This window comes from Streptococcus ictaluri 707-05 (assembly GCF_000188015.2).
GTDB lineage: Bacteria > Bacillota > Bacilli > Lactobacillales > Streptococcaceae > Streptococcus > Streptococcus ictaluri.
This window is the reverse complement of record NZ_AEUX02000002.1, coordinates 24331-46595: the sequence shown is the minus strand read 5'-3', so window position 1 is coordinate 46595 and position 22265 is coordinate 24331. Positions and strand designations below refer to the sequence as shown.

The window sequence follows — 22265 nt, the reverse complement described above, 5'->3', positions numbered from 1 at the left end:
AAGAATTCAAAAAAAGCACTCTTAAGCCAAAGAAAAACCGCACTAAGCAAATGTGCAGTTTAGCTTCCTTATAAATCCTCAGCGATTTTATTAATCTTTCTCAGACGGTGGTTAACCCCACTTTTAGTAATGGGAAAATCCAGAGCATCAGCCACTTGCTGAATAGAGTAATCGGGATGGTTAACTCGCATCAAAGCGACTTGTTGCAACTCAATCGGCAAACTCTCCAAGCCAATAGTATCCATGATTTTAATGATATTATTGATGGTTTTCATACTAGCTGTAATGGTTTTAGCAATATTAGCTGTCTCAGCATTATTGGCTCGATTGATATCATTTCTAGCTTCTCGTAAGAGTTTGACGGCTTCAAAGTCTTCTTTACAAGTCATGGCTCCAATGACAATTAAAAAGTCCATAATATCTTCTGCTTTTTGCAAGTAAGTAACGGCTCCATTTTTGTGCTCAATGGTTTTAGCATCTAACATGAATTTTTGCATTAATTGCGCTAAATCCTGCGCGTGATCCAAATAAACGGAATAAATCTCTAATTGATACTTGCCTGACTCAGGATCACGAATAGTTCCCGATGCTAAAAAGGCTCCTTTTAGGTAAGAACGCCCAGCATCATCATCAGTCATCATCTGTGCTTCAATGCCGGTTTCAATCCCAAAGAAAGAATCCGCCAATTTTAAATCAGATAACAAGTGATCAACTGCTTGATCTAAATAAACAGTATAGACACGATTTTTCCTCAGGTTAGTTTTTTGATGGTAGCGAATCTCTGGGACTATGGGATAAGCACTTTCGATTAATGAATAAATATAACGGGCTATTTTGGCATTTTCAGTGGTAATTGACAGATTAAGTCCACTTTTAGTAAGACCAAGACTCCCTGACAATTTGATAATAGCAGATAGCTCATTCTTGTCACTAGTTGATAAATGAATCAATTCTTCTTTAACTTTAGTGGTAAAACTCATTTCTTAGCCATCCTTACTAAATTCATCAATTCATCAACCACTAAATCACCATGATGAAAGGCACCCCCACCTTCTAAGCGTAAAAAATTAGAAGAAATAATGCGTTTGGCTGACTTAGCAAGATCTTTAAAATCATGTTCCACCTGAATCAGGTATTCATCAAATTGATTGGAATTCATATAGCTAAGAGGAACTTTTTCCACATTGACCAAAACGGTATCAATCAAGTCTCGACCCAAATGTTTGTTTAAGACAGCCACATGGTCAGCATCACTAAATTGCTCTGTTTCCCCATATTGCGTCATGATATTACAAATATAAACGACTTCAGCCTTTGTCTTAGCTAGAGCTTTTTTAATCTCTGGAATCACCAAATTAGGAAGAATGGAAGTAAAGAGTGATCCTGGTCCTAAAACAATCATATCACTCTCTAAAATGGTATCCACTACTTTTCGACTGGCTTTGGGGGTTTGATTGTTATAAGTATTGGTCACATAAACATGATCTATCATTCCTTGATATCCAGCAATTGAACTTTCACCAGCTACTTCATGACCATCTTGAAATACAGCATGTAAGGTTAAGGCTTGCTCACTTGACGGGTAAATTTTACCTGTAATGTGGAAAAATTTGGTTAAAATCTGAATAGCGTTGTAAGTAGACCCCTGCATTTCAGAAATGCCAGCAATGATGAGATTACCCAGAGGATGTCCTGCTAATGGGCCATCCTTTTCATTAAAGCGATATTGAAAAACACGCTCATAAAACTTTGGCATATCACTCATGGCTAACAAGACATTGCGCAGGTCACCTGGCGGGGTCAGTTGCATAGCTGTTCGCAGTTGACCAGACGATCCGCCATCATCAGCAACCGTTACTACAGCTGTAATATCAACAGCTTCATTACGTAAACTTTTTAAAATAACAGGGATACCAGTTCCGCCACCTATGACGGTTATTTTAGGATTTTTCATGAACGGTTTACAGTTTCCTTACGACGATTTTTATCTCTGTGACTTTCATTTACCTGCCAATCCTTTTCAAGGCTTTCAGCTAAACGATGCGCAAATGCCACACTGCGATGTTGACCACCGGTACAACCGATAGCAATGGTTAAAACTGACTTACCTTCTTTTTGATAAGCCGGTAAAATAGGAACGATTAAAGCCATCAAATGGCTATAAAAATCTTCTGATTCCTTATGGGTCATGACATAATCATAAACCTCTTGATCCAATCCCGTTTTTTCACGCAAGGAAACTTGGTAATAGGGATTGGGAAGAAAACGAACATCAAAAACCAAATCAGCATCTAATGGTAAACCATATTTAAAGCCAAAACTCATGACTTCAATGCGAAAAGAACTAGGATTATGGTCATTCTTAAATTGGTCACTAATCGCTTTACGAAGCTGTCTTGGGGTCAAATCTGTGGTGTCTACCACATGCTGACTCATGCTTTTAAGAGGGGCTAGCAATTCTCTTTCTAGCTTAATCCCATCCATGACGCGACCTTCACTGGCTAAAGGGTGACTTCTCCTTGTTTCTTTGTAACGCGAAACCAGCTCAAGGTCGGTGGCGTCTAAGAAAAGAATCCTAAAGGTGATGTTGGGATTACTTTCAATTTGATCCAAGATGATATTGATTTCTTTAAAGAAAAGACGACTACGCATATCAACGACTAAAGCCACATGCTTATCTTCATTGCTTTGTTGAATAATTTCTAAAAATTTGGGAACCAAGGTCGGTGGCATATTATCAATGGTAAAGTAGCCCAAATCTTCAAAAGATTGAATAGCAACTGTTTTACCTGCTCCACTCATTCCGGTTACCATAACGAGGTTAATGTTATTATCGACCATATCCTTAATTCCTTTCTGAAAGTCTTACACTAAATTCCATTATAACATAGAAGCACAAAAGCTAACATTTTTCTTGGTGACTTATGTTCAAAATCTCACTTAACTCAGAAAACCCTTGCAAAATCAAGTAAAGATATTATAATAAACCTATTGATGCATTGCCTAACCCTTTGGACTATTTAGAAGGATAAACACATGACTAAAACAAAACTCATCATTGATTGTGATCCAGGAATTGACGATAGCCTAGCTCTACTCTATGCGCTGAAAAGCCCTGATCTAGATATTGTTGCCATTACCATCACACCAGGAAATGTTCCAACTGCTATTGGAACTGAAAACGCTTTATACATGCTTGAGCGTTTCAATAGATTGGATATTCCCGTTTATGCAGGGTCTGAAAATCCCTTGAAACACCCTTTAGCTTCTGCACAAGAGACTCATGGAGAAGATGGTTTTGGTAATACCCATTTTCAACGTTTGGCAGATAAATCGGTTGAGCCTTTGTCTGCTAGCCAGTTTTTAGCAGACTACTACAGTAGTCCTAAAGATACTCATTTAGTGACCCTTGGACCTCTGACGAATCTGGCTGAAGCATTCCTTAAAAATCCCGATATCGTAAAACATTGTCCTCGCTTAGTCAGCATGGGAGGTGCCTTCTTATGTAGTGGTAATGTCTCACCCGTAGCTGAGTACAATTATCACTGTGATGCAGATGCTGCACAACTGGTTTTTGACAAATGGGGCCATCCAGTAGAAATGGTTGGCTTAGATGTGACAAGACAGATTGTCCTGACACCCAACCACTTGGCCTACATGAAACGGATGAATCCCGAAATCGCTGATTTTATCCAACAAATCACGGCGGCACACTTTGATTTCTATTGGAAACATGAACACCGGATTGGCAGTGTGGTTAATGATCCACTAGCTCTCTTACAAGTCCTTTTCCCAAACATTTGCAGTGGCTTTTCAGCCTATACTGACATTGTAACTGAAGGTATTGCTATCGGTCAATCTATTGTTGATAGAGATGATTTTTACCACAAAAAAGCCAATGTCTTGATTTATACAGAGGTAGATGCCTTCCAATTTTGGTTACACTTTTTAGCCGTCACCTTAGATCTGCCAACTAATACCTTAGCAGCAGATTTAGAACGCTTTAAGCTCTATTAAGGAATCATTCAAAAAAGCGCTAGACCTTTGGTCTTAGCGCTTTTTAAATAAGTTCTTATGGTTTTAAACGGTGCAACATACGTGGAAAAGGAATGGCTTCACGGATGTGTTTGGTTCCGGCTACAAAAGTTACCATACGTTCTAAGCCTAAACCAAATCCGGCATGCGGTACAGATCCGTATTTACGTAGGTCAAGGTAAAATTCGTAATCAGCTGGATCTAAACCTTCAGCTTCTACTTTTGCTAATAGTTTTTCGTAGTCATCTTCACGGACAGATCCACCAATAATTTCACCATAACCTTCTGGCGCCAATAAGTCAGCACAAAGCACGCGCTCTTCATTACCAGGAACAGGTTTCATATAGAAAGCTTTGAAGCTTGCTGGGTAATTAACCACAAAGGTTGGAACACCAAAGTAGTTTGAAATCCAAGTTTCGTGTGGTGAACCAAAGTCGTCTCCATGAGCAATCGCCTCGTAATCAGTATCCGAATCAGATGCATGTTCTTGTAACAAGCTGATAGCATCATCGTAAGAAACACGTTTGAATGGTTCTGCAATGTATTTTTTAAGCAAGTCAATATCACGTTCTAAGGTTTCTAAAGCTTGAGGAGCACGATCAAGCACACCTTGGATTAAGGCTTTGACATAAGCTTCTTGCAAGTCAAGTGATTCCTCATGAGATAAGAATGGGTATTCAGCATCCATCATCCAAAATTCGGTTAAGTGGCGACGGGTTTTGGATTTTTCTGCACGGAAAACTGGTCCAAAGTCAAAGACACGTCCTAAGGCCATCATACCAGCTTCAAGGTATAATTGACCTGACTGACTTAGAAAGGCTGGGTTGCCAAAGTAATCTGTTTCAAACAATTCTGTTGTGTTTTCAGCCGCATTTCCAGATAAAATAGGACTATCAAATTTAATGAAGCCATTTTGGTCAAAGAATTCATAAGACGCGTAGATAACGGCATTACGAATTTGCATGATTGCTGCTTGACGACGGGAACGTAACCAAAGGTGACGATTATCCATCAAGAAGTCAGTGCCATGCTCTTTAGGGGTGATTGGGTAGTCTTGTGAGTCTCCGACCACTTCAATATCAGTAATATCAAGCTCATAGCCAAATTTAGAACGGGCATCTTCTTTGACGATTCCCTTAACTAAAACTGAAGATTCTTGGCTTAAGCGCTTAATAGTATCAAACTTAGCTGCTCCTTCTTCTTCGCCAAAGCTCTCAATAAAATTAGGCTTAAAGGCAACCGCTTGGAAAAAAGCAGACCCGTCACGCAATTGAAGAAAGGCAATTTTTCCCTTTCCTGACTTATTAGCAACCCAAGCGCCAATCGTAATCTCTTTGCCAACATGGTCTTTTACATCAATAATCGGAACGTATTTTGTAATCATAATGTCTCTTTTCTATAAATCTTAAAAGTTTTTTAATTGTGACTTGTCATAAAACAAGTTAAGCGGCGAACAGCTTCTTTTAATGTTTCTAAATCAGTAGCATAGCTGAGTCGAATATTTTCAGGAGCACCAAATCCTGCACCACTAACTACAGCTAGCCCAACCTCTTCTAAAATAGCATCTGTAAAGGCAGTCACATCTGTGTAGCCTTTCATAGCCATAGCTTTCTTAACATTTGGGAAAAAGTAAAAGGCACCTTGAGGCTTGATTAAGTCAAAGCCTGGAACTTGTTTCAAGAGAGGGTAAATGGTGTTTAGACGCTCTTCAAAAGCTTGTCTCATTTCTTCAACAGACCTTTGATCACCACTAAAAGCTTCTATGGCTGCATATTGAGCCACTGTAGTAACATTGGATGTGGTTTGACCTATGATTTTTCCCATCGCAGCGATAATGTCTGGATTACCAACAGCAAAGCCAACTCGCCAGCCCGTCATGGCATAACTTTTAGCTACACCATTAACAGTAATAGTTTGTTGTCGAATAGCTTCTGATAAGGTTGATATAGGTGTAAACTGATTGCCATTATAAACCAGTGACCCATAAATATCATCTGCTAAAATAATAAGGTCATGTTCCAAAGCCCAGTTCCCAATAGCTAATAATTCGTCAGCACTGTAAATCATGCCTGTTGGATTAGAGGGTGAATTGATTAGAACAACCTTTGTTTTAGGGGTTCGTGCAGCCTCTAGTTGTTCAAGCCTTACCTTGAATTGATTGTCTTCTAAACCTTGAACAAAAACAGGTTTGCCTTCTGCCATCTTAATTTGGTCAGAATAAGAAACCCAATAAGGTGTCGGAATCAAGACCTCATCTCCAGGATTTAGAACTGCCATAAAAAAGGCATGTAAAATATACTTAGCTCCTGCTCCTGCAACAATTTCTTGATGAGAAACCTGATAACCATACTCTCTTTGCATGTAGTCACCAATGGCAGACTTTAACTCAGGCAAGCCCGAAGCCGGCGTGTAAAAACTCGCTTTTCCATTACGAATCGCTTCGATAGCCTTGTCTTGAATAGATTTGGGAGTGATAAAATCCGGCTCACCTAAAGTTAAGCTTAAAATATCACGACCTTGAGCCTTTAATGCCTTAGCCCTTGCTCCTGCGGCTAAAGTCACGCTCTCTTCCATCGATAGGACACGTTTTGATAATTTGGTCATCGAATCTCCTTCTTTATCCATTTTCCCCATGTAACATCCCTTTTCTCAATAACTAGACTTTGTATAGAGAATCTTGTCTTCTAAAAACAGGATGTTACACAAAGAAGCCAACATTAACAAGGTATTCAACTCAAAAAGTTAAAACCATTGTTAAATTACTAGCTCCTTTGGCATATGATCTTTTCTATTATAGCAGAAAATCAGTCATTTCTACCAGACAATCTTGGAATTTTTCTTGAGAAATAGGGAATTCATCTGCTAAACTACTTAAAATGATTTGTCCATAACCTTCATTGCTTACCCTTCTGTCTAAAATAAGCACAGCAGACTTCTGATTAGGTCGGCGCATGGTGCGACCAATGGCTTGTTTTAATTTTAGAATCGCCATCGGAAGAAAGTAATCATTAAAAGGATTTTTCCCATTCTCCTGAAGGTATCGACTCATCTTTTGCACAAATAAATCTTCGGGATTATCAAAAGGTAGACGAGTAATGACTTCAATCATTCGATCAGCTTGAACAAAGTCAACTCCCTCCCAGAAAGAGCCTAGTCCTAATAAGATAGACTCCTCTCCACGGTCAAAACGCTTTTTAATATTAAAAGGACTACCATTTTTTTCTTGTGCCAGATGACCAACTCGCCAATTATCTAATAAGTCTGATACCATTAACAAATGCTTTTTAGCATTAAATAAAACTAAAATAGGAAAATCACTCCTATTAAGGGCATAAAGTCTCTCAGCAATGACTTGGGCATAGTCTTGATCACTGATTGCTTTAATCAAAGGCATCTCTTGATCAATAAAAAGCTGTTGTTGATGTGTCTTTTTCTTGGGGATACTATCAAAATGATAATCATCATACCCAAGAAGGTTAGCCAAGCTAACTTGTGGGCTAATGTGCAAAGTTGCTGAAATAAAATAAGTCTTTATGGTCTCTGGCAAGAACTTTTTAAAATGTAAAAAGTCTTGGCTACTAGCATTCAAATAGGTTAAGCGTTTGTCGTCTTTTTTCTCACTACTTATCCAAAAATCAGTATTGCGACCACTAAAAATCGTCTGTAAGGTCATAAAGTCACTGGTATCTAGTTCAGACACTTGTTGCTTTAGTTTTTCCCAGCTTAATAAGTGCTGATTCTCCTTGGCTTGATAAAAATCACTCGCTGCTTGTCCTAGCTCAAAAGCAATACTCTCTAAAAGCCTTTTTTCTAAAAGTGACTGACGGTGGGGAATTTCTTCATGTAATTCTTTTAACAACAAACTTAAATTTAAACGGTTTCGTGATAGAGAGTCCAACTCTAACATTATTTTTTGTGCTTCATCAAAGACTAAGACTTTGTTTTTGGCAAAATCTTTATCATCTTGGACACGATGTAAAAAATAAGCATGGTTAGTCACCAAGAGACGAGCTTCTTTAGCCTTTTCATAACTCAGTTGCCAAAAATCATTGTCGTAGAAAGGAGAGCTTTTATTCAATTGGCCATCGTGTTTGATTTGATCAAAATAAGCTGCAAAACGTTGCTTCTGCTTAATCTCAGCCAAATCTCCGGTACTTGTTTCTAACAACCAAACCAAAAGTTGCATTTTATATCGGTTAACCAAGCGATTATCATCATAATAACCTAAACTTTCAGAGAAAGCATCAAGTTTGATATAATTCGCTGGTCCTTTAATACTATGACAATTAATCTGAAAAGCCTGCCTAATGGCAGCTATCTCACCAGCCATCACTTGATCTTGTAGAATTTTGGTCGGTACACTCAAAATGATTTGGTAGGGATCTTTTTGAGCTAATAGGGGCAATAAATATCCATAGGTCTTTCCAATACCGGCTTGTGCTTCGATAAAACTAGGTCTTTGGTCATGATAAGCTTGCTGGACACAATGGGCAAAATGGCTTTGTTCTTGCCTTTCTTCTAGACCTAAAAGCGCTATATTAAGGTCGAATGACTGAGATAACTTGAGACTTTTGGTTTTTTGGGGTGGCTTTTTGAGCAAGATGGATTGAATCTTATAATATTGCTTGGGATTAAAGGGTTGACTATCGTCGATAGCTTTAGTGATGACCATCCCTGTTTCAAACAAGAGACTCTCTGAATACCTGGAAATACTTTCAAGGGTTTCTTTAGGAAGACTCTCTATTTTCTCAAGTAATTTCAAAAAGAGGCGAGCTGTGGCTTGAGCATCTGCAATAGCGGTGTGGGCTTCTTGTAGCTGCAACCCTAACTCTTTTGACAAATGACTCAGATTGTATTTTTCTAAGGTAGGGTAAAAAACCTGGGCCAACTCAACCGTATCAACCCTAGGTGTCAATAAGTCGTAACCCTCAAAAAAAAGGGCCTCTGCTAATAAATTAGCATCAAATTTAACATTATGAGCTACAAAAACACAATCCTCAATAAGATCAAAAATAGGCTTAGCTACTTGTGAAAAATCAGGAGCTTTTTGTAATTGCTTGTCGGTAATACCGGTTAATTGCTTAATGTGGTCTGATAAAGGTTGGTGAGGATTGACATCTGTTTGATAGGAATGGACAATTTCTTTTCCTTCAATGATAACAATTCCAACCTGTATAATAGCTGCATTTGGGCCTGCATTAGTTGCTTCCAAATCAATAACAGCATATTTTTTTGTAAAATCATTGGACATAATATGATTATTATACCACGTTTTTGAGAGACTTTACTTTTTCATGGAGTGATGCTAGCAGAAAAAAAGTGGTCTCATGGTTGATACAGGCAGTTCATAAAACTTTAGCTATCATAGCCTAGCTAAAAGTCAATTCGCCATGCTTTTCCTCTGTCTTTTTAGTTATTTTTTGATAAACTAAGAGTATGAAACTATTGACACTTACCAATCCTATTGCAGGAGAAAATACTTATCTGTTAGCTAACGACCAAGCAGCTATTGTCATTGACCCCGGAAGCAATGGCCAAGCCATTCTTAAGCAATTGCATGCCTTAGATAAGCCACTTGCTGCTATTTTGCTAACTCACACCCATTACGATCACATCATGAGCTTGGAATTAATCCGACAGGCTCATCGTATGCCACCTGTCTACGTGGCTGAAGCTGAGGCAAGCTGGTTATATGAACCTGAGAAAAATTTGTCTGGATTAATGCGTCACGATGACTTGCCTGATATCATCTGTCAACCAGCCGAGGAAATCTTCCAATACCAAGAAGCTTATGACCTTGCTGGCTTTACCTTTAGAGTGGTCCAAACACCAGGACACTCTGCTGGTGGTGTCTCCTTTATCTTTGAAAAAGAAGAATTGGTGATTACAGGAGATGCTCTATTCAAAGGCAGTATTGGTCGTACCGATTTACCGACAGGTGACTTTGACCAATTAATTAATAGCATTACGAGTCAACTCTTTACTCTGCCCAATCACTATCTGGTTTATCCCGGTCACGGCCCGTCAACAACCATCAGTCACGAGAAACTAAGTAATCCTTTCTTTAGGTAACAGAAATTACTGTTTAAACAATGATTACAAACGATTCAAAAAAAGATTGAAGATGATTATCTTCAATCTTTTTTTGATTGGTCAAGCAAAACCTATGCTATTAGGTTTTTTATTAGAACTTAAGGTAACGTCTCATTGACAAGACAGACCCTAGTGAACCAATAATCATTCCAATAACAAATAAAGCACCAATTAAATAGAAAATGTAAGGGTTAATTGGATACATAGATAGGTTACTGATTTGAAGTTCAGGCGCAAAATGCTTATAAGCAAAATCATAACCATAATAAATAATCAAAGAAGGAATGATAGCACCTAATAAGCCTACCCAAGCGCCTTCAAAGAAGAATGGTCCACGTATGTAAGAATTTTTAGCACCTACCAGTCGCATAATTTCAATATCACGTTTACGAGACATGATGGTCATACGAACTGTGTTCGAAATCAAGAAAATAGCTACCAAAATCAACAAGGCTGTTCCAATCAATCCCCAAACTTGAATAAATTTAGACAGCTTGAAAAGTTTATCAGAATTCACCCCACCATAGCTTGCATCCTCAACTCCTTGGATTTTTTTAATCGCTTTACTAACAGATTTGACCTGTTTAGGAGATTTGGTTTCTACTAAATAAAGATCTTGAAGAGGATTGGTGTCTTGGTCGTACATTTCCCAGACATCCCCCAAGGTGTCTTGTAACTTTTGCAATTGTTCATCTTTACTTGAAAAAGTGATTTTATTGACCCCTTTTAATTGAGCAATTTGATCATAAACCTTATGATAATTCTCGTTAGCTACCAACTCACCATTAATATCTGGAACTTGCTCTTGGGCGTCTGTAGAGTCCACTTGTAAGTAAGTGCTAATCTGAATATTATTTTCGACTCCTGATGCCACACGCTGAATATTCAATAATGTAGTGGCAAAAAGCGCTAGCAAGGTTAAGGTAACTGTAACCATACTAAAAGAAGCAAATGTCATCCAAAAATTACGCTTTAAATTTTTGATAGATTCCCAAATATGACGGAAAAAATTTCTAATTATCATAGCCATACTCTCCTTCTTCTTCGTCACGTACAACACGTCCATTTTCAATGGCCACTACACGATGACGCAAAGTATTAACGATATTACTATTATGGGTAGCCATCAAAATCGTAGTTCCCTGCAAATTAATACGTTCAAGCAACTGCATGATTTCCCATGAAATCTCTGGGTCCAAGTTTCCTGTAGGCTCATCAGCAATCAATAATTTAGGATTATTGACAATTGCACGCGCGATAGCCACTCGTTGTTGCTCTCCCCCTGACAATTGATTTGGGAAAGAACGCATTTTATGCTTTAGGCCAACCAAGTCTAAAACCTCAGGAACACGTTTTTTAATGTGGCGACGTTTTTCACCAATAACTTCCATGGCATAAGCAACATTTTCAAAAACAGTCTTTCGAGGTAAGAGCTTGTAATCTTGGAAGACTACTCCAATGTGGCGACGTAAAATAGGAACCTCACGTCCTTTTAGTTTGGTTAAATCAAATTCACCAACATAGAGCTTTCCGGAAGTTAATCGTTCTTCACGATAAAGAAGTTTAATAAAGGTTGATTTACCAGCACCTGACGGTCCAACTAAATAAACAAATTCTCCCTGATTGATTGCGACAGAAATGTCTTGCAGGGCAGTGGTTGAGCGTCGGTATTTCTTAGAAACACCCTTCATTTCAATTAATGCCATTTTTTCTTCTTTCTTTTAGCTTTTTAGAGAAGGCTTCAGCAAATCTAATCATCACTCATGCGCCATTTGAGGTAAGCATCAATAAATCCTTCGATATCACCATCCATTACCTTATCGACTTGCGCCACTTCAAAGTTTGTGCGGTGGTCTTTAACCATGGTATATGGTGTAAAGACATAAGATCTGATTTGACTACCCCAGGTAATTTCTTTTTTATCACCTTTTAAGGCAGAGACTTCAGCTGCTTTTTTCTCTTGTTCCAATTGATAGAGTTTTGCTTGGAGCATTTTCATTGCCCGGTCACGGTTACCATACTGGGTACGATCAACTGTGGAAGCCACTACAATTCCTGTTGGGATATGAGTTAAACGGACACCCGTTGAGACTTTATTGACGTTCTGACCACCAGCACCGCCTGAACGGAAAGTGTCCATTTTTATGTCGTCATCACGGATATCAACTTCAATGGTATCGTCTAACTCTGGCATGACCTCGACTGAGACAAAAGACGTATGACGACGCTTAGCAGAATCAAAAGGCGAAATCCGCACTAAACGATGAACTCCCATTTCTGACTTTAAGAAACCATAAGCGTTTGGTCCTTCAAAAGACAGGGTAACGGACTTGATACCAGCTTCATCACCCGCTTGATAATCCAAGGTTTCTACTTTGAAACCTTTGGCGTTCCCAAAACGGGTATACATCCGAAAAAGCATATCTGCCCAGTCTTGAGCTTCTGTGCCACCAGAGCCTGGGTGAATTTCTAGAATAGCATTATTATGATCATAAGGTTCTGATAATAATAATGTCATTTCATAACTGGCTAAAATCTGGCCTAACTTGGTCAAGCTAGCTTCTAACTCTTCTTTGACACTGTCATCTTCTTCCAACATTTCCAAATAAAGCTCTGTTTCATCTGATAACTCTTGCATATTATGAAAAGTCTCATATTTGAGCTTTAACTCATTTAATTCTTGGGATGTTTTTTGAGCCGCTATATTATCATTCCAAAAATCTGGCTCTGTCATTTTATTTTCAAGCAGAGCAATATCTTCTTCTAAGTGATCTAAGTCAAAGAGACCTCCTGAAGCTAGTCAACTTCTCTTTATTTTCTACTATTTTTTGGCGAATTTCAGCCACTTCCATACAAGTACCTCTTCTACAATTTTTCTTCCTTATTTTATCATAATGCACTTAGAATTGCCATTTCTCACGGAGCATCTCCCATTCTTTTTGGATCATGTCATCCTCAAAAGAAAGACCACTCACAAACTCAAGCATCGCTTGATCTGGCTTTTTGACAATTTCTCCTATGGCCCACAAAGCTGTTGCGGCATGAATGGGATTGTTATTTTTATCTATAATTTCCATTAATTTAACCAGGGCAGTTCGGGCATGACCATTAGCCAAGGCAATGATGGCATTGCGTTGCAAAATATTTTTCCTCGCCATGAGCCTGCAATCATGCCAAATTTTTCTTTAAAACTTTTATTGGTCAATTCTAAAAAGGGGATTAACTCAGGCATAGCTAGATCTGGATCGATTTCTGAAGCTAAAGGATTGTTAATTCCCTTATTATAAGGGCAGCAAATTTGACAGATATCACAGCCATAAATGACTGTTTTAATTTTTTTACGAAATTCCAGATCCATCATGCCCTTATCTTGCGTTTGAAAAGACAAACACCGTCTGGCATTCATTGTCCCATCTCCAAACAAACAAGAGGTCGGACAAGCATCTAGACATCGTCGGCAGTCACCACAATCATAATCGACAGGTTTGTCAGCTTCAATTTCAAGATTAGTAATTAGCTCCCCTAAATACATATAAGAACCAAACTCTTTTGAAATGACTAGACCATTTTTGCCAATAAAACCAATTCCAGCTCGCTTGGCAACAGCGGTGTCCACCAAGGCTCCAGTATCTACCATTCCTTTGTATTCAAAATTTTCGGTTAATTGCTCAATGCACTGAGCTAAGCGGTCAAGCTTGTCCTTTAAGACATAATGGTAATCTAGACCCCATGAATTAGGAGTAATCTTCCCTCGTTTAAAACTCGTTTTTTGTGGCTGAACAGGTAACTGATGTGGGTAAGCCACCGCTATCGAAATGATGGTTTTTGCTGAAGATAAAGATAACTTAGGTTTAACTCGTTCTTCTATATTTTGATGTTCAAAACCCGTTGTTCGACCTTCTTCAACTCCCAGTCGCAAGGACTTTTCCAAGTAACTGAAATCATCTGCTGTGGTAAATCCAATCTTTGAAATGCCAATCTCACGCGCTAAGGCTTTAATTTCTTCCTTAATATCCATGTTATGTATGATAATGGAAATAGATAAAGACTTCAAGATTAAACCATTACAAATTGTGATAATGAGAATCTTAACCTTTAAATGCCTCAAAAGTCAAAAAGAAAAGTAGAGAAAAGTTCTCTACTTTCATACTTAAAAGGACTTTAACCACCTTTATGATAATTTTTTAAACTTAAACAAAGCTTAACAGATTAATAATCTTCAAAATGCTGATAAAGAAAGTGTAAATCATCAATTTCTTTTAGAAGTCGTCGCCCATTGTCGGTTTCTTTTACCAAAGTTCTTTCGTCAACTTCTTCAACTAGGCGTTTGATAAAAATGATATCACATTTTCCTTTCAAGACATCTTCAACAGATGAAAAAGGTTTGTGCGCAATTAATTCAAGACCATAGCTATTTGAGATGAGTGTATAGCCAGCAATACCAGTCTTCTTTTGGTATCCCTTTGCTAAACCACCATCAATGATTAACATTTTACCGTCAGCTTTAATAGGTATTTCACCACTTTTTTCTTGAACAGGTGTATGACCGTTAACAATATGTCCTTTACTGTCTAACCCAAATTCCTGTAAGAGTCTGTCACACACTGCCACCTCTTCTCTTAAGGAATAATAAGGGCTCTTGATTTCCTTGTGACTAGCTTTATCCTTAATGTAATAGCGTTCAAAAGTAGTCATTCGTTTTTTGCCAAATAAAGAAGACCCCTCCCCGCACCATAGGTACCAAAACAAATCCGTGGCAAAATCATCATGTTTGTCCGGCTCTTTATAGGCCTGCCTTACCTGCTCATCGTAGAAATCCATCAATGCCTTGCCTGATAAAAAGTGTCCATTTAAATGAATAGACTTAAAATCACCGTTGGAATGCATGGGAATACAACCATGAAAGAGCAAATGATTATTAGAAACTTGATAAATCGCCCCTTTTGAAAATAGAAAATCAACATGACTCAAGAGCCGTTCAGACTGTTGAAATCGAAACATCAAATCCTGTAAGAGTTGACTTTCCTCTGAGCTTAAAGCACCAGGGTCTTGCCAGTTAATGAGATCATAAGGAAAATCAATCAGTTCATATTTTTTACCTTCGATCTCAATTGTTTTATCATCAGGATTGATAGCTGTCAGCAAATTAGACGCTTCCATATCAAAGTCAGGGCGCCTCTTAATTAAGTGATTTTCTAACTTGAATTGTAAAATAGCTGTCGCCTGCTGTAAACAATTCAGTATGTTTTTTTCTTCTTTGGCAATAACCTCGCCATCTAAAATGGGATCAAAAGCAGCTTTAGGGGTAAAATAATTTTGACTGTAATCAATCAAACGTCTTAAATTAATACCATAGCGATCCTCTATCAAAGCAATACTATTATATCTTGCTGCAATACGAATGACATTGACCATACAAACAAAAGAACCAGAAACAGCTCCCATCCATGTAATGTCGTGATTCCCCCATTGGATATCAATGTTTTTAAAGGTCATGAGCTTGTCTAAAATAAGGTCTGGATACTTGCCACGGTCATAAATATCCCCTACTACATGTAAGTAATCAATGGTTAAGTTTTGAATCAAGCTAGCAAAAGCAATAAAAAGGTTTTCTAACTGTTTGAGTTCGCAAACTTTTTTGATGATGGCATGATAATAGTTTTCTTTATTCTTATCCGGTTGCTCTTCTGTTAACAGCTCCTCCATAATGTAGGCATAGTCGCTTGGCAACCACTTTCTGACCGTAGAACGCGTGTACTTGCCACCAATGTATTTGACCAATTGTAACAAATCGGGTAAAAAATACCTGAGTTCAGCTTCTAACTCTTGCTGAGACATCTGGGTCTGAGACTTGATTTTTTCAGCAGGGTAGTAAATGTATTGGCACAAAAGATCAGTTTCTGTCTGCTTTTTATCAGGAAAACATTCTTGGACTTTCTTTTTAATAGTACCTGATCCATTGCGTAAAAGGTAATCAAAGGCTTGGTATTCGCCATGTAAATCACTTAAAAAATGCTCTGTCCCTTTGCGCAAATGACAGATGGCCTCTAAGTTTATCATTTCCGTAATTAGGGAAGATTTGCTTGGAAACTTTTCTTTTAAAAGTTGATAATATTTAGACATGGTCTTTTGGAAACTCCTTCTATTTAGCTGATTAGTTGGATTTTTCGATACTAAGGACTGGTCCTTGCATTTTATTGTAATCACTTATGTCAAAAATTACCACTAAAAACTGTAAGCGCATTCTTTTGCTGTTTAAAAAAGAGCCGACTAGCTGCTCCACTTAATTTGCTTTTTTAAAAATATATTTGTCTTAATTACCCCTCTTCAGCAAGACGATTATGATTAGGACGGATAATGGTTTCTAAAACACTATTTTCTTCTTTTATACGAACATAGAGCGTATAAAGGTATAGCGGTGATACAAAAATCAAGGTCACCCAAGCATGACACAGTAAACTCAATCCAAGTAATTCTGGAATAATGTTTAAATAATAATTAGGGTGTTTAACTTTTTCAAATAACCAATGAGTGTTAAATGGATGATTAACAGCCACCATGAGCTTGACTGTCCAAATCCCTTCTAGCAGTGATACCACAATTCGTAGCATAATCATAGAAAAGACTAATAACATTAAACCAACAAGGCTAATGGTATCCAGATGAACCTGACCTAAAAAGGCCTCAACAAAACAGCCCAGATAAAAAAGAATATGTAAAATGGTTAAACGTTTGGTATTTTCAACACCAAATTCTTGACCACCTTCTTGACGGATTCTGGCTTCATTTCGTTTTGAAATCTTTAAAAAGTACAAGCGAAGTATAAAAACGGCAACTACAATCAGCAATGGGTAAGACATGATTTCTCCTTTAGTCATATAATCCATCCAAACAAACGCAGGAAAAGGCACTCCACATTTAAAAGACTTCCTTTTCATTCATTTTTTAGATTTAATCTTATTTTAACATGATTGACGATAATCAAACAAGTTTTCTTTCTTCTAGTTTTTCTCAATAATCAACCTAGTTGCCCTTATGATTTTGAGAAAACAAGACCCTGTAAACACTGTGACTAAGCAATATTTTTTTATAATAGATTGGATTTTTATAATAATTATGTTTAAATAGACTGTGACCGTATTTTATTACCTACAGAAAGTAGCCTATGTTAAGCCAATACCTTGAAACCAACACCCTCCAATTGATACGTCTTTTGACCACACTTCTCGATTGCCAGAACATTTCTTTTTCTCAATTGACAAAAGTAACTTCTCTTAAAAGTAAGACCTGTCGTCATTTATTAGGGCAATTGACGAAAAGATTGGACGGAATGGTTTGTATTGAAATCAATGAACAATCTCAAATCAGCTGCTCCCTCAAAGAAAGGGTTTCAAAAAATCAGTGTTTACACCTGATTTATCGTGATTCAATGGTATTGTCTTGTCTCAAATTTTTAATATTTAATCAAGAACACCAACCCTTTACCGTCTTTAGTAAAAACCATTTCTTGTCAACCGCGAGTGCTTATCGTGTCCGAGAAAAATGTAGACACTTTTTAAAGAGTGTTCATTTGTCTATTCGTGCTAATCAGGTTTGTGGGGAAGAATTTCGGATACGATACTTAATAGCACTCCTACAGTGTCAATATGGTGTGAGCTGTTACCCAATTGAGGAAGATGACCTGGATCGCATTACTGAGTTTATGACAAACTCCAATCCTAACATCGCTAAAAACTTTTTGTCTCTAATGGAAGACGAGTTCGCTTTTTGTCACTTTTTGATGATGCTGACCTGGAAACGGCAAGCTTTTCGCCCTTATCTTCCTTATTCGGCACAATTTGATCACATCAAGCCTCTTTTTATTTACCCAAAAATCATCCATTTCAGTAAAGAGTACCTAGAAACTAGTCTGCCTTTTTCTTTTGATCAGCTAGACTACGATTACTTATTTCTCGTTTACTGTACTAATACCAACTTCTTTTGCGGTCATTTATGGAATGAAAAAGAACGCGAAAAGGTTTGTCAATTAGTGGCTACAAAAACAGATATCGCATATTTAATCCCTTCTTTTAAAGCTTTTTTAGGGAGCAATCTAAGCACAAGTCTTCCTTTTTTAGAAGCAATGATGACCTTATTTCGTAAATGTCTCTTTAATCTGCAATCCTTAATTCCTGAAGAAGATGATCTAGAAGCTTTTCGTCACTCCCCCCATTCCCTTCTCTATCATGAGACTGAAGCTATCATTAAAAAATGGATGATTGACAGAGATGACCGAGGTGATATCGCTCCAAAGCACCTTAGCCTATTAACCCATCAAATAGCTTATCTGATTGAGGCAGAGATGACGCCCCTTTCCATTATCATTTGCGCTACAAATCAAGCTCATCTTCACGTTACTCAAAGTTGGTTACAAAAAGCCTTGCCCAAAGCACCCATTCAACTCCACACCCTTAATCTGATTAGACAAGAAATGACACCATGTCATCAAAAGAATCCTCTTCTTATACTAGCCGATCAAAAACATCTCCCTTATCTCAAAGCTTGTTATAGCTCAAAAGAACACCGATTCTTGACCTTTAGTTTTGAACATCGTGACTATTACCTCCCTTTCATTCAAAGTGCCATTCAAGAGCATGTCAAAAAACATTATGCCAACCACATCAAGCAGTTAATCCCCTCTGATTACACTGCGTTAGAATTGCCAACCCACAATGATGTCATTCTAGACAAGAGATGATAAAAAAACAGTTTAAATAAAGCTCAACAGGCTCAATTTAAACTGTTTTTGATTATACCTTTATCAGTTGACATAAGTCTTCTAAATGATCGATAATGTGATCGGCTTGACTCTGATCAATACCATACTGCTTATCCTTTATGGCAAAAACACCGTCCATATCAAAAATAATACCTTTTATCATAGCAACCTCCTTTAGATTAGTTTATCATAAGTTGCCTAAACAATCAGCCTCTGACCTAAAAGAGGACCGCCAAAGGCAAATCCTCTTCTAGAATCAAAAAATGGAAAAACATTATTAAGTGATCACTTTATCAGTCCTTATTATCTAAACCAATGCTTGTTTTTTCCTAAATGTAAGACAGCCCCATCTGTCGAAAAGTAATGCTTGTTTCCAAAGGCATAACCATGACCTTTTTTAGTTGCTTTCTTAGCAGCTTTTCTTGCCAATTTTAAATTCTTTTCTTGACGTTTGATTTCGTGCTTGTCAATTTTTTTAACTACTTTAGTTACATGCTTTTCTTCTTTAGATGGCTTAGCTGACTGAGTTTTTGGAAAGACGAGATTAGATAGAAGCTACTTCTTGAGTCACTTCTGTACTCTCAGACACTTGACTGTCTTGCTCAACCTCTTTTGGCTCATCCTTAACTTCTGTAGCAGGAAGCTTCTCATCTACCACTTCCTCTTTAGCTTTTGAGTCAGTCTCTTTAGAAGGAGATGTTTCAGTGACTTCTTTCCATTCAATATTGACATCACTTGATTGTGGAACACCATTGATGAAAGTACTTGGTGTAGTTGCTGAGACAACTTCTCCTGTCGTTTTGTTAACTGCCATATAGTATTTGGTAACTGTTTGGATATCATCACTTGTTTTGGTCAAGACATTTTTGCCATGTCCTAATTGCTGATTAGAGTTTGTTGTAATACCTGATTGCTCATAGCCAAATTTACTATTTGGATCGTTGAAATCGACTTTCAAAAAAGTAAATCCTTGTCCAGTGGAAGGTGAAAGCTTTTTACCTTCTTGATCCAGATAAATAACTCCCTCTTTAGGGGTAACTTGTGAAGTCTCTACTCCTTTAGGAATATAAAGCACCGTTGCGGAAAGATGATCCATGGTAATGGTTTTTTGACCATTCATTTGACCAATTTTTCCGTAAAGATTTTTGGAGTTGGTGGTTACAATATAGGCATTTGTGAAATCATTGCTTTCATTGATTTTGCCACGGTTGTTCTCACCTGGAATATGATTATTAAACTCCTCCATTTGTCTTGTCCCACCATAATACCAATTATCTGAACTTATATCACCTAATGTCAGTTGCTTATTTTGACTATCCGTATTGTTATTAAAGACAACCAAGAACTTGTCCCCATTATCTTCTTGCAATTCAAAGGTAATGATTCCTGATCCCTTTTGAGCATTTGTAATCTTCATTTTTTTGAAGATTTCAGCTTCATAGTCTTTCAGATGCCATAAGGATTCATTGGTACGCAAGGTTAAGAGTGACTTCATAAAGTTAACTGCATCAACATTTTTACTTGTTAAATCCCAGTCAATTTTATTCTTTTCATCACCAGCATTGTAAGTGTTATGTGAGCCAGCTTTTTCACGTAAAAATTCTTGGCCATGTTGGAAGAAATGAATCCCTTGTGATAAAGCACTCATGGCTGTTGCTAGCTCAACACGATTTTGGTGAGTTAGCACGTCATCTTGACTATTGTAAAATTTCAAAAGGTCGCTAAGTGTCATACCGTCATGAACTTCCACATAGTTCAACTGTTGAGATGCATCTGCAAAATGTCTCCCGTGTCCTCCCATTAAACTATCTGCTAGTAACTTTATTTTTCCTTCATCATTTTTATATTCACTAAGGTTATTGACAAATCCTGGTGGGTTTTCATGATCATAGTGAGAGCCAGAAATAGCATCTCGTCCAATCAAATCAAAGTATCCTACTTCAGGAGTTAACTTAGCATGTTTATCACTAGCAGGAGTCTCTTTATCTTTATAGAGATATTTCCCCATGCTATCCCAACCTTCACCGTAAGTGACAATGTTAGCACCAATCTTATTGATTGCCTCTCTAATCAACCCTAGAGTTTTAACATCTAAATCACTCATGGCATCGAATCGGAAACCATCCATACCATATTCTTTAATCCAATGAACTACAGAATTCACAATATACTGACGCATCATTTCTGAGTTGGAACGAATGGCATTTCCAACACCAACGTCATTGTTCATTTTACCATCATGGTTAATAGCATAATAATAACCTGGAACAGTATATTCAAAAGGATTATTTTGCCCATCGTATAGGTTGTTGTAAACCACGTCCATAACCACATTAATGCCCGCATCGTGAAGTTTTTGAACCATTTCTTTTAACTCTTTAATACGGTTAACAGGGTCTGCTGGGTTAGTAGAGTAAGACCCTTCTGGCACATTATAGTTTTTAGGATCGTAGCCCCAGTTTTGTTGGTCATCTGCTGAAAATTCTTTTGAAATCTCGTTATTTTTAGGATCATTTTGGTCCAATTCTGGCACTGTTTGGAAATCATACAAAGGCATCATCTGAACATATTTCACACCCAAATATTTCAAATAATCCAAGCCAGTTTTTTGTCCTGTTCGAGTATCTTTGGTACCTTCTTCAACGACGCCTAAGAAGTTACCTTTATTTTTATCGCTAATACCTGAATGAGGATCAATGGTGAAATCACGAACATCCATTTCCATAACACTCATTTCTGTCTTAGAAGACACGCGGACATTATTGCTTTGCGTCACCTCTTCACCGATAGCTGTTTTAGCAACTAAAACAGAACGTTTGCCATTCTTTACAGTTGCAATAGAGTATGGATCTTGGATAGTAACTGTTTGGTCTGAGCCTGTATAGAATTCAGAAATAGCTTTATGATTAATTTCTGGTGTAATTAACAATTCATCTGATTTTCCAGTATATGCTGATACCGAGTTGACATACTTATCACCAACTTTTTCCCACTTTCCTTTTTCCTTCTCTTGCCAATTTTCTGTCTTCTGAATAAAGAAAGCTCTTGGAATGGTTAGTTGATAGTCATAAGCAATGTTCTCAAAGGCTTTTTGCCCAAGATCTTCAGCTTTAACAGTCACCGACCAAAGTCCAATGGTATTTTTAGTGTGGTCATCTCTGTTATACTCTTTGCCACGAGTTAGTTCGATAGTTTTAAGAAGTTCTGCATTTTCATCAGTTGATTGGTAAATATTGACCGATACAGGATTGGCAGTTGGAGCCCATACATTGAAAGTAGCATTCCCTTCGCTGTCAAAAGAAGCCCCCAATTGACCTTTTTGACCAACGACCGTCAACTGACCTTTATCATCAACTTTTTTATCAGTATACCCATAACG

16 protein-coding genes and 3 pseudogenes are annotated in these 22265 nt (G+C 37.6%); 4 read left to right on the top strand and 15 right to left on the bottom strand.

All coding sequences use genetic code 11. The annotated features are described in order from the left end of the window. Positions 1-68: 68 nt before the first annotated feature. Genes whiA through rapZ form a run of 3 tightly spaced genes read right to left on the bottom strand, consistent with a single transcriptional unit; the run spans position 69 to position 2841 of the window. The gene (whiA, locus tag STRIC_RS01700; protein ID WP_008087443.1) at positions 69-980 is read right to left on the bottom strand and encodes a DNA-binding protein WhiA; all 912 of its coding nucleotides are present in this window, start codon (positions 978-980) and stop codon (positions 69-71) included. Beyond that, complete coding sequence (locus tag STRIC_RS01695; RefSeq protein ID WP_008087536.1) at positions 977-1954, bottom strand: YvcK family protein; 978 nt, start codon at positions 1952-1954, stop codon at positions 977-979. The genes whiA and STRIC_RS01695 overlap by 4 nt, the downstream gene beginning before the upstream one ends. Next, positions 1951-2841: an RNase adapter RapZ gene (rapZ, locus tag STRIC_RS01690; protein WP_008087434.1), complete on the bottom strand. Its 891-nt coding sequence runs from the start codon at positions 2839-2841 to the stop codon at positions 1951-1953. Before rapZ ends, STRIC_RS01695 begins: the two co-directional genes overlap by 4 nt. Before the next feature lie 195 nt (positions 2842-3036). On the opposite strand from rapZ, the gene STRIC_RS01685 reads away from it, so the two are divergent. Beyond that, a complete protein-coding gene (locus STRIC_RS01685) occupies positions 3037-4017 on the top strand; it encodes a nucleoside hydrolase (protein ID WP_008087406.1) in 981 nt (326 codons plus the stop codon). A 55-nt stretch (positions 4018-4072) separates the two neighbouring features. Here the strand turns inward: STRIC_RS01685 and asnS are convergent, their stop codons facing one another. From asnS to STRIC_RS01670, 3 genes are all read right to left on the bottom strand, one after another. Next, positions 4073-5419: an asparagine--tRNA ligase gene (asnS, locus tag STRIC_RS01680; RefSeq protein ID WP_008087417.1), complete on the bottom strand. Its 1347-nt coding sequence runs from the start codon at positions 5417-5419 to the stop codon at positions 4073-4075. Positions 5420-5451: 32 nt separating this feature from the next. Next, positions 5452-6639 (bottom strand): pyridoxal phosphate-dependent aminotransferase, encoded by a 1188-nt coding sequence (locus tag STRIC_RS01675; RefSeq protein ID WP_008087425.1) that lies wholly within the window; start codon positions 6637-6639, stop codon positions 5452-5454. Between the two features lie 187 nt (positions 6640-6826). Next, positions 6827-9286 (bottom strand): bifunctional DnaQ family exonuclease/ATP-dependent helicase, encoded by a 2460-nt coding sequence (locus STRIC_RS01670; RefSeq protein ID WP_008087448.1) that lies wholly within the window; start codon positions 9284-9286, stop codon positions 6827-6829. A 185-nt stretch (positions 9287-9471) separates the two neighbouring features. On the opposite strand from STRIC_RS01670, the gene STRIC_RS01665 reads away from it, so the two are divergent. Further along, on the top strand, positions 9472-10107 hold the full coding sequence (locus STRIC_RS01665; RefSeq protein ID WP_008087464.1) for an MBL fold metallo-hydrolase: 636 nt from the start codon (positions 9472-9474) through the stop codon (positions 10105-10107). 112 nt (positions 10108-10219) lie between these two features. On the opposite strand, the gene ftsX is transcribed toward STRIC_RS01665, so the two are convergent. The 6 genes and pseudogenes from ftsX to STRIC_RS01635 form a co-directional block, all read right to left on the bottom strand. Then, positions 10220-11149 carry a permease-like cell division protein FtsX gene (ftsX, locus tag STRIC_RS01660; RefSeq protein WP_040831825.1) on the bottom strand — a complete coding sequence of 310 codons (930 nt, stop codon included), beginning with the start codon at positions 11147-11149 and terminating at the stop codon, positions 10220-10222. Further along, on the bottom strand, positions 11142-11834 hold the full coding sequence (gene ftsE, locus STRIC_RS01655) for a cell division ATP-binding protein FtsE (RefSeq protein WP_008087487.1): 693 nt from the start codon (positions 11832-11834) through the stop codon (positions 11142-11144). The genes ftsX and ftsE overlap by 8 nt, the downstream gene beginning before the upstream one ends. Positions 11835-11878: 44 nt before the next feature. Beyond that, positions 11879-12980 (bottom strand): peptide chain release factor 2 gene (gene prfB, locus STRIC_RS01650; protein WP_156033568.1). Its coding sequence is split into 2 segments (ribosomal slippage): positions 11879-12907 and positions 12909-12980, totalling 1101 coding nucleotides; the frame shifts between segments, so codons are not numbered across the junction. 48 nt (positions 12981-13028) lie between these two features. After that, positions 13029-14146 (bottom strand): annotated as a pseudogene (gene queG / locus STRIC_RS01645) (tRNA epoxyqueuosine(34) reductase QueG). 191 nt (positions 14147-14337) lie between these two features. Further along, positions 14338-16251, bottom strand: a complete 1914-nt coding sequence (locus STRIC_RS01640; RefSeq protein WP_008087432.1) for a fructose-bisphosphatase class III — start codon at positions 16249-16251, stop codon at positions 14338-14340. 194 nt (positions 16252-16445) lie between these two features. Further along, complete coding sequence (locus STRIC_RS01635) at positions 16446-16988, bottom strand: isoprenylcysteine carboxyl methyltransferase family protein (RefSeq protein WP_008087437.1); 543 nt, start codon at positions 16986-16988, stop codon at positions 16446-16448. 305 nt (positions 16989-17293) lie between these two features. On the opposite strand from STRIC_RS01635, the pseudogene STRIC_RS13020 reads away from it, so the two are divergent. Continuing rightward, a pseudogene (locus STRIC_RS13020) lies at positions 17294-17752 on the top strand (helix-turn-helix domain-containing protein); the annotation flags it as partial. Between the two features lie 78 nt (positions 17753-17830). Next, entirely contained in the window at positions 17831-18865 is a 1035-nt protein-coding gene (locus tag STRIC_RS01630; protein WP_008087468.1) for a M protein trans-acting positive regulator (MGA) PRD domain protein, read from the top strand. Between the two features lie 52 nt (positions 18866-18917). Here the strand turns inward: STRIC_RS01630 and STRIC_RS12845 are convergent. The 3 genes and pseudogenes from STRIC_RS12845 to STRIC_RS01625 all read right to left on the bottom strand — a co-directional run. Then, positions 18918-19016 (bottom strand): annotated as a pseudogene (locus STRIC_RS12845) (HAD family hydrolase); the annotation flags it as partial. A gap of 173 nt (positions 19017-19189) precedes the next feature. Continuing rightward, positions 19190-19315: a hypothetical protein gene (locus STRIC_RS12840; protein ID WP_008087505.1), complete on the bottom strand. Its 126-nt coding sequence runs from the start codon at positions 19313-19315 to the stop codon at positions 19190-19192. Between the two features lie 115 nt (positions 19316-19430). Then, complete coding sequence (locus tag STRIC_RS01625; protein WP_008087537.1) at positions 19431-22223, bottom strand: alpha-amylase family glycosyl hydrolase; 2793 nt, start codon at positions 22221-22223, stop codon at positions 19431-19433. Positions 22224-22265 lie beyond the last annotated feature (42 nt).

What these genes read in the sequence shown, in the direction of transcription:
- whiA (WP_008087443.1), bottom strand. Translation starts at nt 980, where the DNA reads ATGAGTTTTACCACTAAAGTTAAAGAAGAATTGATTCATTTATCAACT.
- STRIC_RS01695 (WP_008087536.1), bottom strand. Translation starts at nt 1,954, where the DNA reads ATGAAAAATCCTAAAATAACCGTCATAGGTGGCGGAACTGGTATCCCT.
- rapZ (WP_008087434.1), bottom strand. Translation starts at nt 2,841, where the DNA reads ATGGTCGATAATAACATTAACCTCGTTATGGTAACCGGAATGAGTGGA.
- STRIC_RS01685 (WP_008087406.1), top strand. Translation starts at nt 3,037, where the DNA reads ATGACTAAAACAAAACTCATCATTGATTGTGATCCAGGAATTGACGAT.
- asnS (WP_008087417.1), bottom strand. Translation starts at nt 5,419, where the DNA reads ATGATTACAAAATACGTTCCGATTATTGATGTAAAAGACCATGTTGGC.
- STRIC_RS01675 (WP_008087425.1), bottom strand. Translation starts at nt 6,639, where the DNA reads ATGACCAAATTATCAAAACGTGTCCTATCGATGGAAGAGAGCGTGACT.
- STRIC_RS01670 (WP_008087448.1), bottom strand. Translation starts at nt 9,286, where the DNA reads ATGTCCAATGATTTTACAAAAAAATATGCTGTTATTGATTTGGAAGCA.
- STRIC_RS01665 (WP_008087464.1), top strand. Translation starts at nt 9,472, where the DNA reads ATGAAACTATTGACACTTACCAATCCTATTGCAGGAGAAAATACTTAT.
- ftsE (WP_008087487.1), bottom strand. Translation starts at nt 11,834, where the DNA reads ATGGCATTAATTGAAATGAAGGGTGTTTCTAAGAAATACCGACGCTCA.
- STRIC_RS01640 (WP_008087432.1), bottom strand. Translation starts at nt 16,251, where the DNA reads ATGTCTAAATATTATCAACTTTTAAAAGAAAAGTTTCCAAGCAAATCT.
- STRIC_RS01635 (WP_008087437.1), bottom strand. Translation starts at nt 16,988, where the DNA reads ATGTCTTACCCATTGCTGATTGTAGTTGCCGTTTTTATACTTCGCTTG.
- STRIC_RS01630 (WP_008087468.1), top strand. Translation starts at nt 17,831, where the DNA reads ATGACAAACTCCAATCCTAACATCGCTAAAAACTTTTTGTCTCTAATG.